The sequence below is a fragment of the Salinihabitans flavidus genome (assembly GCF_900110425.1).
GTDB lineage: Bacteria > Pseudomonadota > Alphaproteobacteria > Rhodobacterales > Rhodobacteraceae > Salinihabitans > Salinihabitans flavidus.
The window spans coordinates 171,335-186,024 of record NZ_FODS01000001.1; the positions used below are offsets into that span (position 1 = coordinate 171,335).

Annotated in this window: 16 protein-coding genes; 2 read left to right on the plus strand and 14 right to left on the minus strand. The window is 62.6% G+C overall.

Going from position 1 to position 14,690, the window contains the following annotated elements:
• Nucleotides 1-3 precede the first annotated feature (3 nt).
• Nucleotides 4-600 (plus strand): TetR/AcrR family transcriptional regulator, encoded by a 597-nt coding sequence (locus tag BMW66_RS00840; protein WP_093114738.1) that lies wholly within the window; start codon nt 4-6, stop codon nt 598-600.
• Between the two features lie 78 nt (nt 601-678).
• Nucleotides 679-1,587, plus strand: coding sequence for a DMT family transporter (locus BMW66_RS00845; RefSeq protein WP_093114739.1), 909 nt, complete (start codon nt 679-681; stop codon nt 1,585-1,587).
• Between the two features lie 29 nt (nt 1,588-1,616).
• Here the strand turns inward: BMW66_RS00845 and BMW66_RS00850 are convergent, their stop codons facing one another.
• The 14 genes from BMW66_RS00850 to hmgA form a co-directional block, all read right to left on the minus strand.
• Entirely contained in the window at nt 1,617-2,375 is a 759-nt protein-coding gene (locus BMW66_RS00850) for a Phenylacetic acid catabolic protein (protein WP_093114740.1), read from the minus strand.
• A 13-nt stretch (nt 2,376-2,388) separates the two neighbouring features.
• Complete coding sequence (locus BMW66_RS00855) at nt 2,389-3,465, minus strand: 2Fe-2S iron-sulfur cluster-binding protein (protein WP_093114741.1); 1,077 nt, start codon at nt 3,463-3,465, stop codon at nt 2,389-2,391.
• Between the two features lie 11 nt (nt 3,466-3,476).
• The gene (paaD, locus tag BMW66_RS00860) at nt 3,477-3,938 is read right to left on the minus strand and encodes a 1,2-phenylacetyl-CoA epoxidase subunit PaaD (RefSeq protein ID WP_093114742.1); all 462 of its coding nucleotides are present in this window, start codon (nt 3,936-3,938) and stop codon (nt 3,477-3,479) included.
• Nucleotides 3,939-3,958: 20 nt separating this feature from the next.
• Nucleotides 3,959-4,726, minus strand: a complete 768-nt coding sequence (gene paaC, locus BMW66_RS00865) for a 1,2-phenylacetyl-CoA epoxidase subunit PaaC (RefSeq protein ID WP_093114743.1) — start codon at nt 4,724-4,726, stop codon at nt 3,959-3,961.
• Nucleotides 4,726-5,010 carry a 1,2-phenylacetyl-CoA epoxidase subunit PaaB gene (gene paaB / locus BMW66_RS00870; RefSeq protein ID WP_093114744.1) on the minus strand — a complete coding sequence of 95 codons (285 nt, stop codon included), beginning with the start codon at nt 5,008-5,010 and terminating at the stop codon, nt 4,726-4,728. The genes paaC and paaB overlap by 1 nt, the downstream gene beginning before the upstream one ends.
• A 24-nt stretch (nt 5,011-5,034) precedes the next feature.
• Nucleotides 5,035-6,027 (minus strand): 1,2-phenylacetyl-CoA epoxidase subunit PaaA, encoded by a 993-nt coding sequence (paaA, locus tag BMW66_RS00875; RefSeq protein ID WP_093114745.1) that lies wholly within the window; start codon nt 6,025-6,027, stop codon nt 5,035-5,037.
• A gap of 14 nt (nt 6,028-6,041) precedes the next feature.
• Nucleotides 6,042-7,244, minus strand: a complete 1,203-nt coding sequence (gene pcaF, locus BMW66_RS00880) for a 3-oxoadipyl-CoA thiolase (protein ID WP_093114746.1) — start codon at nt 7,242-7,244, stop codon at nt 6,042-6,044.
• Nucleotides 7,245-7,644: 400 nt separating this feature from the next.
• A complete protein-coding gene (maiA, locus tag BMW66_RS00885; RefSeq protein WP_093114747.1) occupies nt 7,645-8,283 on the minus strand; it encodes a maleylacetoacetate isomerase in 639 nt (212 codons plus the stop codon).
• Between the two features lie 123 nt (nt 8,284-8,406).
• The gene (locus BMW66_RS00890) at nt 8,407-8,949 is read right to left on the minus strand and encodes a VOC family protein (RefSeq protein ID WP_093114748.1); all 543 of its coding nucleotides are present in this window, start codon (nt 8,947-8,949) and stop codon (nt 8,407-8,409) included.
• On the minus strand, nt 8,946-9,158 hold the full coding sequence (locus BMW66_RS00895) for a DUF2783 domain-containing protein (RefSeq protein WP_093114749.1): 213 nt from the start codon (nt 9,156-9,158) through the stop codon (nt 8,946-8,948). The genes BMW66_RS00890 and BMW66_RS00895 overlap by 4 nt, the downstream gene beginning before the upstream one ends.
• The gene (locus BMW66_RS00900) at nt 9,158-10,774 is read right to left on the minus strand and encodes an FAD-dependent oxidoreductase (protein ID WP_093114750.1); all 1,617 of its coding nucleotides are present in this window, start codon (nt 10,772-10,774) and stop codon (nt 9,158-9,160) included. Before BMW66_RS00900 ends, BMW66_RS00895 begins: the two co-directional genes overlap by 1 nt.
• A gap of 181 nt (nt 10,775-10,955) precedes the next feature.
• Nucleotides 10,956-11,906, minus strand: coding sequence for an MBL fold metallo-hydrolase (locus BMW66_RS00905; protein WP_093114751.1), 951 nt, complete (start codon nt 11,904-11,906; stop codon nt 10,956-10,958).
• Between the two features lie 85 nt (nt 11,907-11,991).
• Complete coding sequence (fahA, locus tag BMW66_RS00910) at nt 11,992-13,248, minus strand: fumarylacetoacetase (protein WP_093114752.1); 1,257 nt, start codon at nt 13,246-13,248, stop codon at nt 11,992-11,994.
• A gap of 45 nt (nt 13,249-13,293) precedes the next feature.
• Nucleotides 13,294-14,655 (minus strand): homogentisate 1,2-dioxygenase, encoded by a 1,362-nt coding sequence (gene hmgA, locus BMW66_RS00915; protein WP_093114753.1) that lies wholly within the window; start codon nt 14,653-14,655, stop codon nt 13,294-13,296.
• Between the last annotated feature and the right edge of the window lie 35 nt (nt 14,656-14,690).

Genomic DNA, 14,690 nt, shown 5'->3' on the forward strand with positions numbered 1-14,690 from the left:
CCCTTGGCGCGGACCATCGCAAAGGACCACGATCAGAAACGGGCGCAAATCCTGCGCTCCGCGGCGAAGGTGTTCGCCGACCAGGGGTTCGATCGCGCATCCATGTCGCAACTCGCCCGCGAATGTGGAATATCGAAAGCGAACATCTATCACTACTACGATAGCAAGGATGCGCTCCTTTTCGATCTGCTGGACACGTACCTGAGCGGTCTGCGGGACAGGATCTGCGGCACTCCGCTGGACGGGCTCTCCCCCGAAGACAAGCTGCGCGCCACGATTTCGGCAACGCTGAAGGCCTATCAGGGCGCCGATGACGAACATCGGGTGCAGACCACCGGAATACCTGTCCTGCCGCCCGAGCAACAGGACATCCTGCGCGCCTATCAGCGGGATATGGTCAAGCATATGTCCGATCTGATCTGCGGCATTGCGCCGGACGTCTTCGAGAATGATCGCGGCAAGCTCTATTCCGCGACCATGTCGGTCTTTGGAATGCTCAACTGGTTCTACATGTGGAACAGCAAGGCCGGAGAAGAGGTGCGCGAAGAATACGCGCAGCTTGTTTCAAATCTCACCCTCAAGGGGGTTCACGGTCTCTGACCCTTGCCGCTGCGCAGCGAATTGGGCACAGTCCCGGCGCAGCGCGGCAACAGGTGCCCGCATCACAATGAGGGAGCCATGAACCGTCTGCAATCGGTGGTCCGCCGTCCGATGTCTGCCAGCATCGGGCTCGTCATGGGCGGGGCCTTGTGGGGGCTGATCTGGCTTCCGCTGCGCGCTCTTGGAGCATTCGGGCTCGACGGGGCGTGGCCGGGGATCATGATATATGGCGCGACGGCGCTCCTTCTCCTGCCACTGGCCTGGGTTCGTCGCCATTCGATTCTCAAGCATTGGCAAGGGCTCGCGCTCTGCGGCTTCTTCGCCGGAATGGCCTTCAGCCTCTATACCACCAGCCTGATGTTCACAGAGGTCGTGCGCGCGATCCTGCTTTTCTACCTCACCCCGGTCTGGGCCACGGCAATGGGCATCGCCCTTCTGGGAGAGCGCATGACGCTTGAGCGCGCGCTTGCCCTTGTGTTGGGCCTTGTGGGGTTGCTGGTTGTTCTTGGCACCGGGGGCGGTATTCCCTGGCCGCGCAATATCGGGGACTGGATGGCGCTGATGTCGGGACTGGCCTGGGCGTATGGGTCGCTACAGCTCTACAAGCTCGGCAGCACGGTCCCGGTTCCCGAACAGGTGGTGGCCTTCATCTTCGGCAGTCTGACCGTGACGCTTTTGACCTTGGTGGTCGGTGGCGCCGCGATGGGGCAGCCCGTCTCTTTCGGCCAATTCCTCGAGGCCACGCCCTGGAGTCTGCTGATAGCGGTCTATGTGATCCCCATGCTGTTCCTGACGATCTGGCCAGCCACCTTGCTGTCACCCGGCCGTGTCGGCATCCTGCTGATGAGCGAGGTTCTGATTGGCGTCGTCTCCGCGGCCCTTTGGTCGGGTGAGCCCTTTGGCTGGCGCGAGGGGATCGGCAGCCTACTGATCGTCGGCGCCGGGTTTGTCGAGGTGATGGGGCACCGCACCCCGAAACCGATCTGACCACCGCGCCCGTTGGCGCGGCGCCTGCGTCATCCGGCCCGAAGGCCGAGGTTCTCAAGAATGGTCTTGGCTTCGACCTCCCAGCGGGTGCGAAGCTCCGCGTTGGTGGACCGGCGCAGCCCCATCTCACGCAGGCTTTCGGCCTTTGTGGAACTGGTCGAACCGAAGGATGCGGCCACTCGGGGCCACCAGTAATCCACGCTGGCCTGCACCGCCTCCTTGCCGTCCGCATCTATCAGTTTCTGGACACCTTCCTCGGCCAGTTCGGCGTGATGCGCCTCGACCGGGGCTATGGCGCGGAAGGCTTCGGCCAGCGGCTGATAGCTGATCATCGAAAACTCCGCCAGTTGCACCGTAACCGCGCGCCCCATGAGAAGGTTCATCACCACCGCATCGGTCCAGCCCTCAAGCGGATAGTTGAACACCGAAAGACGCATGTCATGTTCGGTCCGCATCGTGCCAATATCCGCGTCGCGATCAAGCCGCGCCGTCCAGGGATGATGGCTGGCATACCGCTCGGTATCGGCGCCGAAATCGCCCATGATACGCAGCACCCGGTCGGCGTTGTCGGTCTTTTCCAGAACGATCCGCGCCGCGGCGATCCGCTCCTTGATACCGGGGCCTTCGTTGATGATGTCCGCGAAACCCGCCGCCCCGGCCAGCTCACTATCAACGAAAATAGCCATGAGCTTGAGAAGCTCCGCACGATAGCGCGGGGGTACGTTGGTGGGGTTGCTCAGCACCCCGCCCGCGGCGAGATAGCTTGCAATGGTCATGTCTTCGGCCATGTCGTGTCCTCCCTTACTGGTCGTAATCGACCACGACGGTGTCGGTCAGCGGATAGGATTGGCACGACAGCACATAGCCCTTCTCCACCTCGTAATCCTCAAGCGCGTGGTTGGCGACCATCTCCACCTCGCCCTCGATCACCCTGCACCGGCAGGTCGAACAGACCCCCGCCTTGCAGGCAAAGGGCGCGTCGAGATTGTTCGACAACGCCGCATCCAGAATCGTTTCGTCCTTAGGCATGCGGATCGTCTGCGTCGCCCCGTCGAGCGTGATCGCCGCGCTGGCCTGATTGGCGCCGCTCGCCGCGTTCCTGGACACGGCTTTCTTCTTGGCGCGCCCCGGCTGACCAGAGGCGAAAAGCTCGAACTTGATCTGGGCCTCGTCCAGACCAGCCTTGCGCAGCGCCGAGGCGATGCCAAGCATCATCGGCTCCGGCCCGCAGATGAAGGCGGTATCGACATGGTCGATGTCGATCCATCCGGTCTTGAAAAGATCGGCGCATTTCTCCTCGGTCACGAGGCCGGTGAACAGGTCGATCTCCTGCGCATCCGTCTCAAGAACGTGAATGATGTTGAAACGGCCCATGTAGATGTTCTTGAGATCCTCAAGCTCCTCGCGGAACATGATCGTGTTCACACCCTTGTTGGCATATACCAGCGTGAAGGTGGAGTTGGGTTCACGCGCCAGCGTCGTCTTGATGATCGACAATACCGGCGTGATGCCGGAGCCCCCCGCAAATCCCAGATATTGCCTTTCGGCGTTGGGGTCGATCGGGGTGTGGAAACTGCCCATCGGCGGCATCGCCTGAAGCGTGTCGCCCACCTTCAGATCCTCGTTCGCCCAAGTCGAGAACGCGCCGCCATCGACGCGCTTGATCCCGACCTGAAGCACCCCGTCATCCTTGCCCGCGCAGATCGAATAGGACCGGCGCAGTTCCTCACCTTCGAAGTCGCGCCGGAAGGTCAGGTATTGGCCCTGAATGAAATCGAACGTGTCCGCCGCGCCATTGACGGGCTTCAGCGTGACGACAACCGCGTCACGGATGGTCTTGTGGATATCGGTGACTTCAAGATCGTGAAAGCGCGCCATGGGTTCCTCCCTCAGATGCACTTGAAATATTCAAAAGGTTCAAGACAGTCCTGGCAGCGCCACTGTGCCTTGCACGGGGTAGAGCCGAACTGGCTCAGCTTTTCGAGATGGGTGCCTCCGCAACGCGGGCAGCGGCTTGGTCCGCCTGCGGGCTGCGGCGGGGCGATCCCGTACTCCTCCAGCTTCGCGCGCGCTTCGTCGGTCATCCAGTCGGTGGTCCAGGCCGGGGACAACTGTCGCCGAAGCTCCAGATTCTCGATCCCCTTTTCACGCAGCAGCGCCTCGATATCCATGTTGATCATTGAGGTCGCGGGGCAGCCCGAATAGGTTGGCGTGACGGTGACGACCAGCGTGTCGCCTTCCCACGTCACCCCCCGGATGATGCCCAGATCGATGAGAGTGATCACAGGGATCTCCGGGTCGGGAAGGGTTCCGAGCCATTCCCAAACCTGTTCCACACTTGGATGTGTCATTGTCCTACCCTTTCAGGGCGCTACCATTCGCTGCCGGGATAGGCGCGTTGCAGCCATTGCATCGAGCTGACCAGATGGCCGAGGTGTTCGGTGTGCATCCGCCCGGTGCGGCCGCCCTTGTGCGCGAACGAGCCGTCGGGAACGGTCAGCGTGGCCTTTTCCATGACCCGGCCCACCAGCGCATCGTATTCGTCGCGCAGGGATGCCGGATCGGGCGCGATTCCCGCGTCAACCATCGCGGCGTCCACTTCGTCGCTTTCGAAAAGCTCCCCCACATAGGGGTAAAGATAATCGAGCGCGGCCTGCATCCGGGCGTGGCTTTCCTCTGTCCCGTCGCCAAGTCCGACCACCGTGTCGGCAGAGCGTTCGACGTGGTAGGACACTTCCTTCACCGCCTTCTGGGCGATCTCGCGGACCCTCTCATCGGTGCCTTTCGCCAGACGCGGCAGCATGATCGAATGCCACGCATCAAACAGGAATTGCCGCATCAGGGTCTGCCCGAAATCGCCGTTCGGAAGCTCCACCAGCAGCACGTTGCGAAAATCCCAGACGTCGCGCAGAAACGCCAGATCGTCCGCGCTCTTGCCCATCCCCTGCACCTCTGCGGCATAGCCGAGCCAGAGCTGTGTCTGCCCGATCAGGTCCAGCGCGGTGTTGGCCAGCGCGATATCCTCTTCCAGAATGGGGGCGTGACCGCACCATTCCGACACCCGGTGGCCAAGGATCAGCGTGTTGTCGCCCGTGCGCAGCAGGAACTGCAAAAGGGCTGTGTTGTCCACCTCCGCCATCACATGTGCCCCACTTCTTCGGGAATGTCGAAGAACGTCGGGTGACGATAGACCTTCGATTCGGAAGGCTCGAAAAGCGGACCTTTCTCACCGGGGGCCGTGGCGGCGATATGCCGGGCCTCGACCACCCAGATCGACACGCCTTCGTTGCGGCGGGTATAGACGTCGCGAGCGTTCTTGATCGCCATTTCGGCATCCGGCGCATGCAGGCTGCCGACGTGGCGGTGGGCCAGTCCATGCTGGCCACGGATGAAGACTTCCCAAAGGGGCCATTCGTTTTTCATGTCTCGTCCTCCTCGCGAACGCGATTACTCGGCTGCCACCCTGGCAGCGGCTTTTTTCCGGGCGTGGGCCAGAAGTCCGTCGCGCACCCACTGCCCGTCATCCCAGGCGGCCTTGCGGTCGCGCATCCGGTCGGTGTTGCAGGGGCCATTGCCCTTGAGCACGTCGAAGAATTCGTTCCAGTCGGGATCGGTGAAATCGTAGTGCTCCCGCTCCTCGTTCCAGGTGATGCCCGGATCGGGCAGATCGAGGCCGAGGTATTCGATCTGCGGCACGGTCTGATCGACAAATTGCTGACGCAGCTCGTCATTCGTCTTCACCTTGATCTTCCAGGCCATCGACTGTTCGGAATGCACCGAATCCTTGTCGGAGGGGCCGAACATCATCAGCGACGGGAACCACAGACGGTTGAGCGCATCCTGCGCCATCTTCTTCTGGGCCGGCGTGCCGAAGGCCATCTTCATGATCGCGTGATAGCCTTGACGCGCGTGGAAGCTTTCTTCCTTGCAGATCCGGACCATCGCGCGGCTGTAGGGGCCGTAGGACGTGCGCTGAAGCGCGACCTGGTTGATGATCGCGGCACCATCCACCAGCCAGCCCACCGCGCCGATATCGGCCCAGTTCAGCGTGGGATAGTTGAAGATGGAGCTGTATTTCATCCGGCCTTCGTGCAGCCGCTCGACCAGATCGTCGCGGGTCACACCCAGTGTTTCGGCGGCGGAATAGAGGTAAAGCCCGTGGCCCGCCTCGTCCTGCACCTTCGCCAGCAGGATCGCCTTGCGTTCCAGCGTCGGCGCACGGGTGATCCAGTTGCCCTCGGGAAGTTGCCCGACGACTTCGGAATGCGCGTGCTGCCCGATCTGCCGGATCAGCGTCTTGCGGTAATCCTCCGGCATCCAGTCGCGCGGCTCGATCTTGATGTCGTTGTCGATCTTGTCCTGAAACTCCCGTTCCTGATCGGTCATCTCCTCACGGGATTTGATGCCGGGACGGGCTGTCTTGATCATCTGAGCATACATGTCGGGTTCCTCCCTTAAACACGTTCGAGAATGATGGCGGCGCCCTGACCGACCCCGACGCACATGGTGCAAAGCGCATAGCGCCCACCCGTCCGCTTGAGTTGATAGGCCGCCGTCAGCACAAGCCGCGCGCCCGACATTCCGAGCGGGTGGCCCATGGCGATGGCGCCGCCATTGGCGTTCACATGCGGCGCGTCGTCCGCAATTCCAAGTTCGCGAAGAGTGGCGAGACCCTGCGAAGCAAAGGCTTCGTTCAACTCTATCACATCCATCTGCTCGATGGTGAGTCCCGCGCGCGCCAGAACCCTGCGGGTGGCGGGAACCGGCCCGATGCCCATCACGCGTGGCTCCACCCCGGCGGCGGACATGGCCACGACACGGGCGATGGGCGTCAGCCCGTTCTTTTTCGCCGCCGTCTCATTGGCGAGCAAAAGCGCAGCCGCGCCGTCGTTCACGCCCGAGGCGTTGCCCGCGGTCACACTCAGATCGGGACCGTTCACCCCCTTGAGTTTGCCGAGTTTTTCAGCCGTCACACCGGGGCGGGGATGCTCGTCGGTGTCGACCACGACCGGATCGCCCTTGCGCTGCGGCACGGTGACGGCGGTGATCTCTTCGGCGAAGATTCCGGCCTCGTGCGCGACCTGCCAGCGGGCCTGCGAGCGGGCGGCAAAAGCATCCTGATCGGCGCGGTTTATGTTGTAGTCGGCGGCAACGTTGTCGGCCGTTTCCGGCATGGAATCAATGCCATACATGGATTTCATCTTCGGGTTGACGAACCGCCACCCGATGGTGGTGTCATAGATCGCGTTTGCACGGGAAAAGGCGGTCTCTGCCTTGGGCATGACAAAGGGCGCGCGGCTCATGCTTTCGACCCCGCCGGCAATGGCAAGGTCGTAATCGCCCGCACGCAGGGCCCTCGACGCCATGCCGACCGCATCCATTCCAGAGGCACACAGGCGGTTGATCGTTGTGCCGGGCACCTCCACCGGAAGCCCCGCCAGAAGCGAGGCCATACGGGCGACGTTTCGGTTGTCTTCGCCCGCCTGATTGGCGGAGCCGTAGATCACGTCATCGACGCTGGCCCAGTCCACATCGGGGTTGCGCGCCATCAGGGCGGCAATCGGATGGGCGGCCAGATCATCGGTGCGAACCGAGGAAAGCGCCCCGCCATAGCGCCCGATCGGAGTGCGAGTGGCGTCGCAGATGAATGCTTCCATGGATGCGTTTCCTCCTGTTCCGTCAGCAAATTAATAGCCGACCGCATGGTCGGACATAAGCATAAACGTGATTCGGTGCAATAGTAATGTTACACAGATAGCCATTTTCTTCCTTTTTGGTAACATTATGAGGCCGCATCTTGCGGCCTGACTCCGTCCTCCCGAGGAAAAGTGAGGTTAACGATCTGATTTCACGCAAAAATCCGTTTCGGTATCCTGTCGGTATAACGTCGGTATTGCGTCGGTGTCATTGTCCGAAATCGTGAGAAACCGCACCGTTACCCAATCGCGCGCCCCAGCGCCGCCGTTCCGGCGCGCCCGGGCCGCGCAGGCCTCGGGGCTCTACTCCGGTCCCCGGAGTATTTTTCACAAAGATGAAGCGGGACGTTCGACCGGAGGATCAGCCCGGGCGCACGGCGTCGGGGTGCGCGGCGATGAAGGCGGGGTGCGCGTTGCACGCCTCGGCCACGGCGCGGATGCGCGGGCAGTCCGAGAAATCCGCCTCCCAGCGCAGGGCGTTGTAGACTTGCGGCATGAGGCAGATGTCGGCCAGCGAGGGCGCCGCACCGGTGCAGAAGGGGGTCTGCGTGAAGTCGGCCAGAAGCGCCTCGAAGGCGCGCAGCCCGGGCGGGATGAAATGGCGCATCCAGTCGGCGCGCGCGGTCTCCACGCCCGGCAGAAGGCTGGCGACATGGGCCGCGACAGAGAGATTGCAGACCGGATGCACGTCCACCGCCACGCTATGCGCCAGCGCCCGCACCTTCGCCGCCCGCGCCGGATCGTCCGGCAGCAGGCCAAGGCCCCGCGTCTCGTCGAGATAATCGAGAATGGCCAGCGACTGCGTGAAGCTGTGGCCGTCAATCTCCAGCACGGGAACCAGTCCCTGCGGATTGCGGGCCAGATGCTCGGGGGATTTATGCTCCCCCTTCACCAGATCGACCGGCAGCGCGCGGTAATCGATCCCGCCGAGATTGAGCGCGATGCGCAGCCGGTAGCTCGCCGAAGAGCGCCAGTAGTCGTAGAGGATGATCTCGTCCATGCGCGGGCCTTTCGCAGTAGCAACCCCACCGATCATGCGGCGCATCTCGGTCCGGATTCAAGAGGCCGTGGCCGGGGCGCGATGGATGCGCCCCGGCCCGGAGAACGGCGAGAGCCGCGCCTTTCAGGCTTTCGAAAGTTCCTTGGCATGCAGCCAGTCGGCGTGTTTGGGGGCCTTTTTTGTCTTCGACCATTCCTCCAGCATGTCCCATTTCACGCTGTCGAGTTTTTCGAGCAGCTTTTCCTCCTCCGGGTCCGGGCAGGCCAGCTCAACCCGGTGGCCGTTGGGATCGAAGAAATAGATGGAGTGAAAGATGGAATGATCGGTCACGCCCAGAACCTCCACCCCGTTGACCTCCAGATGGTCCTTGAACTCCAAAAGCTCTTCGCGGTCCTTCACCTTGAAGGCGATATGCTGCACCCATTCGGGGGTGTTGGGATCGCGGCCCATCTCGGGCTTGGTCGGAAGCTCGAAGAAGGCGAGCACGTTGCCGTTCCCCGCATCCATGAAGATGTGCATGTAGGGGTCCGGCTCATGGGTGGAGGGCACATGGTCCTCGGCAATCGCGAGCACGAAATCCATGTTCAGCATCTTGTTATACCATTCCACCGTCTCTTTCGCGTCCTTGCAGCGATAGGCAACGTGGTGAATTTGTTCGATCTTCATGACGGGTCCTCCCCGGGGTTGAGCGCGGCCTTGGCCAGCGCCTGTGTCAGGATCGCGCGTTTCCCGATATGGTTTGCCAGAATGAGGATGAGCCGCGCGTTGAGCGCGTCGCTCTCTTCCTTGCTCAGCCCCTCGTGGGTGGCGAGCAGATCGGCATAGAAATCGTCGGCCCCGTCGATGTTCGGGGACAGGATCAGATCGTCGGACATCAGTGTGCCTCCTTGCCAGTGGCGCGGCGGATCGCGGCGCGGAAGAGAGACTCGTCATAGCGTGGCCGGCGCGCGGCGACATGCTGATCAGGCCGGATGAGGTAGACCGCGCTATCACTTTCGCCGAGATAGCGTTTCCGAAGTGCCTGCGTGGAATCGTCCTTCAGCGTGAGCGCGATCCGTTCGACCGCGACGCCATCTTCCTCGATATGATCGGGGGCCTCGGCGTCGATGGTCAGCAGGATGAAACGGTCGCCCAGCTTGTCGAGCAGGAAGCCGTCCTTCAACGGCACGTCCGGACACGGAGAGCCGGGGCGCGTGCGCTCTGGCCCGTCGAGCGCGTCGGCGGAGTTGAGCGGCGATTCGTCATAGGTGCACGGCACGCTCAGCCGGCCGGAATTGACCAGCGGACGGGCAAATTCGTAATGCTCCGACAGGTCCAGAACCGCATCGCGGAACAGGCGACTGGTGAGCGATTTGGGCGTGATGAAATCGGTGGAGCGGGTGGAATTGAGGATGTTTTCATCCGCGCCGTGAACACGTTCCACGTCATAGCTGTCGATCAGGCTTTCGGGGGCCTTGCCCTCCATCACCATCTTGAGTTTCCAGACAAGGTTGTCGGTATCCTGAAGGCCGGAATTGGCCCCGCGCGCGCCGAAGGGCGAGACCTGATGCGCGGCATCCCCGGCAAAGAGCACCCGCCCGTGGCGGAAATGCTCCATCCGGCGGCACTGGAAGGTATAGATCGAGACCCATTCAAGCTCGAACTCCACATCCTCGCCCAGCATCTGCTTGAGGCGCGGAATGACATTCTCGGGGCGTTTCTCGATCTCCTTGTCGATGTCCCAGCCCAGTTGCAGGTCGATGCGCCAGACGCCATCGGGCTGCTTGTGCAGAAGCGCCGACTGCCCGCGGTTGAAGGGCGGATCGAACCAGAACCAGCGTTCGGTGGGAAAATCGGCCTCCATGATCACATCGGCGATGAGGAAGTTGTCCTCGAACACGCGGCCGACGAAATCGAGCCCGAGCATCGAGCGGGTGGGCGACGCGGCGCCATCGCAGGCGATAAGCCAGTCGGCCTCGATGTTGTAGGAGCCTTCGGGCGTGTCGATCTCTAGCGTGACGTGATCGGGGTGGGTGCCGATGGCGCTGACCTTGTTGCGGCCGCGAATCTCGATCGGCTTGCCCTCGGCCTGCAGTTCTCGAACGCGGTCGACGAGGTATTGCTCAAAGTAATACTGTTGCAGGTTGATGAAGGCCGGGCGGCGGTGGCCCTCTTCGGGCAGGAGATTGAACTCGTAAACCTCGCGTTCGTCGAAAAAGACCTTGCCGACGTTCCACTGAACCCCCTTGTCCACCATCGGTTGCCCGCAGCCGAGGCGGTCGAGGATCTCAAGCGGACGCTTGGCAAAACAGATCGCGCGGGAGCCGAAGCTCACCTTGTCGTTGTCGTCGAGAACGACCACGCCGATCCCCTGCTGGGCAAGGTCGATGGCGGCAGCAAGACCGACCGGGCCGGCGCCGATCACGGCGACCTGATGGCGGACCGGGGACGGGGCGTCCTGATCCTCGCTATGCTCATAAGGGTAGAGCGGAACTTCGAAAATCTTGTTCATCTTTTCCTCCCGGATGCGGTTCAAGCGCGTTCAAGACGGGCAGGCGCGGGCGCCTGAGGCGAGGCAGACCAGTCATCTCCGATCACAGGATCGCACGCGGGACGGACAGGGCGCTTCGATCTGGATCAAGGCGGGGGCGATTTGCACCGCCCCGGCCGTTTTCAAGGTGCGATCGGGGCGCTCAGCCCTGAAGCGCCTCCCACATCTCGATGTCGCGCTCGGCTGTCCAGATGCGGGGGGTATCCAGCCCGCGCGCCTCGTCAAAGGCGCGGGCGACGTTGAAGGGCAGGCAATGCTCATAGATCGCGTAGTCCGAAAACTTCGGATCGCATTCGGCGCGCACCGCGTCCCAAGCCTCTTTCAGGGTGCCGCCACGTGCGGCGACGCGGGCGGCGGGTTTGTAGGTGCTTTCCACGAAATCGCGGGTGTTCTCGATCGCGGCATTGACCATCTCGCGCCCGACAAGCGCATCGCCGCGCCCCGGTGCGATGGCGTCCACGTCGAACCACTTGATCGCGTCGAGCGTGTCGCCCCAATCGGCGAAATGCCCGTCGCCGCAGTAGCAGGCGGAGTGGTATTCCACGATATCGCCGGTGAACATCACGTTCTGATCGGGCACATGGATCACGATGTCGCCCGCCGTGTGCGCGCGGCCCAGATGCATCAAGTCCACCCGGCGATTGCCGAGATAGACGGTCATGGAATCGTTGAAGGTGGTGGTGGGCCACGTCAGGCCGGGGATGCTCTCATGCCCCTCGAACAGGCGGGGGAAGCGTTGAAACTCGCTGTCCCAGTCCTCCTGTCCGCGTTCCACGACCATGGCGCGGGCCATGTCGCTCATCACGACCTGCTGCGCGTCGAAGGCGCTCGCGCCCAGCACGCGCACCGCGTGATAATGTGTCATCACCACATGACTGATCGGCTTGTCGGTGACAGAGCGCACGCATTCGATCACCTTGTTGGCAAGGCGCGGGGTGGCCTGCGCCTCGACGATCATCACGCTGTCGTCGCCGATGATGACGCCACTGTTGGGATCGCCTTCCGCCGTGAAGGCGTAAAGCCCTTCACCCACCTCGGTGAAGGTGATTTTCTTTTCGGTCATGTCCCCCTGGGACGCGAATGCCTTGGCCATGCTTGGCTCCTTTCTCGGGAAGGTGGGATGCCCCCCACCCTACTGGTGTGTGTCTGTCGGGCGGGCCGGTCCCCGCCCGGCCTTGTCATCTGGCGTAAGGGTCTTTCAGCGCGGGCAGCACCGTGCCGAAGCAATCGCCGAATCCGATGGTGTATCCGTCGCCCTTCGCCGCGCCCCTGAGCGTGAGCGTATCGCCATCCTCCACGAAGGACCGCGTCTCGCCACTGTCGAGTTCGATCGGCTCCTTGCCGCCCCAGCTCAGCTCCACCAGAGAGCCGCGCTCGTTCTTCTCGGCGCCGGAAATGGTGCCCGAGCCCAGAAGATCGCCCACGTTCATCGGCGTGCCGGACGTGGTGTGATGCGCAAGCTGCTGCGCGGCGGAGTAATACAACTCCTTGTAGTTGGTGCGCGCGATGGTGGTGGCCGCCTTGCCCTCGGGCGCGAGGGTCACGGACAGATCGATGTCATAGAGCATCGGACCCACATCCTTGAGGTGGTCGAGAAGCTCCACCTCGCGCGGGGGCGTGTCGCAGCGGAACGGCTCCAGCGCGGCTTTGGTCACGATCCAGGGCGAGACGGTCGTAGCCGTGGATTTCGCCTGAAACGGGCCGAGGGGCTGATATTCCCACGCTTGAATGTCGCGCGCCGACCAGTCGTTGAGCAGCACATAGCCGAAGAGGTTGTCATCGGCCTCCTGCACGGTGATCGGCCCGTCCGAGGCGGTGCCGACGATCGCGCCCATCTCAAGCTCTATGTCGAAGCGCGCGCAGGGGGCGAAGCGGGGCTTGTCGTCGTTCGGCCCCTTGAGCTGCCCCCACGGGCGGCGCACATCGGTGCCGGAGACCACGACGGAGGACGCCCGGCCGTTGTAACCGATGGGGATATGCAGCCAGTTCGGCGGCAGCGCGTTCTCCGCCCCGCGGAACATGGTGCCGATGTTCGTGGCGTGGTTCTTGCCCGCATAGAAATCGGTATACTCGGCCACGAGGAAGGGCATGTGCATCTCCGCCTCGGATTGCGGGACAAGAAGCGGCTCCACCTTGGAGCGTTCCGCCGCGCCGTCCGACAGAAGCTGGATCAGCCGCTCGCGCAGCGCGTCCCATGCCTCCGGGCCAAGCTCCATCAATTCGTTCCAGAAGGGCACGTCGAAAACCGGGCCGTCGTCAAGCGTGACAACCCCCGCCTCTTCGGCGCGCTGCATGTCGAGAATCATGTCGCCGATGGCCACGCCGCAGCGCGGATCGAGCGCCTCTGTCGAAAAGATGCCATAGGGCAGGTTGTTGAGCGGGAAGGGATGCCCGGCGTCATTGGCCGAGGTCACCCAGGATGTCTTGAGCGTCATGGTCGATCCTTTTGTGTGGCTGGTGGGTGCGCCCCACCGCCTGAGTCATTTCTTGCCGGGGGTGCCGTCGAATTTCTTTTCGATGTCGGTCCAGCAGTCGATGTAATCGTCCTGCATCGGCGCCTCGGTCGCGGCAAATTCGGTCAGCTGTTGCGGGAACCGGGTTTCGAACATGAAGGACATGGTATTGTCCAGCTTTTCGGGCTTCAGATCCGCGTTCGACGCCCCCTCGAAGGCGTTCTTGTCCGGCCCGTGCGGCAACATCATGTTGTGCAGGCTCATGCCGCCGGGAACGAAGCCCTGCGGCTTGGCGTCATACTGGCCATAGATGTTGCCCATCAGCTCGGACATGAGGTTCTTGTGATACCACGGCGGGCGGAAGGTATCCTCGGCCACCGCCCAGCGTTCGCGGAACAGCACGAAGTCGATATTCGCGGTGCCCGGCACACCCGAGGGCGCGGTCAACACGGTGAAGATCGACGGATCGGGGTGATCGAACAGGATCGCGCCCACGGGGCAATAGGTGCTCAGGTCATATTTCACCGGCGCGTAATTGCCGTGCCATGCCACCACATCGAGAGGCGAATGGTCGATCTTGGTACGGTGGAACTGCCCGCACCACTTCACGGTCACGGTGGAGGGCGCGTCACGGTCCTCGAAGGCGGCCACGGGCGCCTTGAAATCGCGCGGGTTGGCCATGCAGTTGGCGCCAATGGGGCCGCGCCCCGGCAGTTCGAACTTCTGGCCGTAATTCTCGCAGACAAAGCCGCGCGCCGGACCTTCCAGCACCTCGACCCGGTAAACAAGACCGCGCGGGATGATGGCGATTTCCTTCGGCTCAAGATCGATGATGCCAAGCTCCGTGCAGAATCGCAGGATACCTTCCTGCGGCACCACCAGAAGCTCCGAATCGGCGGAGAAGAAATAGTCGTCCTGCATCGATTCGGTGGCAAGGTAGACATGGCTGGCCATGCCCACCTGCGTGTTCACATCGCCCGCCGTGGTCATGGTGCGCATGCCCGTCACGAAGGTCAGCGCCGCGTCGGTATGGGGCACCGGATCCCAGCGATACTGGCCAAGGCTGACCACATCGGGGTTCACGTTGGGCGCCGATTTCCAATAGGGCATGTCGATCTTTTCATAGCGGTGGCTATGTTTGACCGATGGGCGGATGCGATAGCACCATGTGCGTTCGTTCTGATGCGACGGCGCGGTGAAGGCGGTGCCCGAAAGCTGTTCGCCATAAAGGCCGTAGTTGCATTTCTGCGGGCTGTTCATCCCCTGCGGAAGCGCGTCCGGCAGGGCCTCTGTCTCATAATCATTGCCGAAACCGGGCATGTAGCCTTCGTGCGGGCCGGGCAACGAGGGCGCCTTCGTCATGCGGGTTGGCATGGAATGCTGGTTCATTTTCGCGCTCCTTTCGAATTTTGTTGCGTTGGTAA

What these genes read in the sequence shown, in the direction of transcription:
- BMW66_RS00845 (WP_093114739.1), top strand. Translation starts at nt 679, where the DNA reads ATGAACCGTCTGCAATCGGTGGTCCGCCGTCCGATGTCTGCCAGCATC.
- BMW66_RS00850 (WP_093114740.1), bottom strand. Translation starts at nt 2,375, where the DNA reads ATGGCCGAAGACATGACCATTGCAAGCTATCTCGCCGCGGGCGGGGTG.
- BMW66_RS00855 (WP_093114741.1), bottom strand. Translation starts at nt 3,465, where the DNA reads ATGGCGCGCTTTCACGATCTTGAAGTCACCGATATCCACAAGACCATC.
- paaD (WP_093114742.1), bottom strand. Translation starts at nt 3,938, where the DNA reads ATGACACATCCAAGTGTGGAACAGGTTTGGGAATGGCTCGGAACCCTT.
- paaC (WP_093114743.1), bottom strand. Translation starts at nt 4,726, where the DNA reads ATGGCGGAGGTGGACAACACAGCCCTTTTGCAGTTCCTGCTGCGCACG.
- paaB (WP_093114744.1), bottom strand. Translation starts at nt 5,010, where the DNA reads ATGAAAAACGAATGGCCCCTTTGGGAAGTCTTCATCCGTGGCCAGCAT.
- paaA (WP_093114745.1), bottom strand. Translation starts at nt 6,027, where the DNA reads ATGTATGCTCAGATGATCAAGACAGCCCGTCCCGGCATCAAATCCCGT.
- pcaF (WP_093114746.1), bottom strand. Translation starts at nt 7,244, where the DNA reads ATGGAAGCATTCATCTGCGACGCCACTCGCACTCCGATCGGGCGCTAT.
- maiA (WP_093114747.1), bottom strand. Translation starts at nt 8,283, where the DNA reads ATGGACGAGATCATCCTCTACGACTACTGGCGCTCTTCGGCGAGCTAC.
- BMW66_RS00890 (WP_093114748.1), bottom strand. Translation starts at nt 8,949, where the DNA reads ATGAAGATCGAACAAATTCACCACGTTGCCTATCGCTGCAAGGACGCG.
- BMW66_RS00895 (WP_093114749.1), bottom strand. Translation starts at nt 9,158, where the DNA reads ATGTCCGACGATCTGATCCTGTCCCCGAACATCGACGGGGCCGACGAT.
- BMW66_RS00900 (WP_093114750.1), bottom strand. Translation starts at nt 10,774, where the DNA reads ATGAACAAGATTTTCGAAGTTCCGCTCTACCCTTATGAGCATAGCGAG.
- BMW66_RS00905 (WP_093114751.1), bottom strand. Translation starts at nt 11,906, where the DNA reads ATGGCCAAGGCATTCGCGTCCCAGGGGGACATGACCGAAAAGAAAATC.
- fahA (WP_093114752.1), bottom strand. Translation starts at nt 13,248, where the DNA reads ATGACGCTCAAGACATCCTGGGTGACCTCGGCCAATGACGCCGGGCAT.
- hmgA (WP_093114753.1), bottom strand. Translation starts at nt 14,655, where the DNA reads ATGAACCAGCATTCCATGCCAACCCGCATGACGAAGGCGCCCTCGTTG.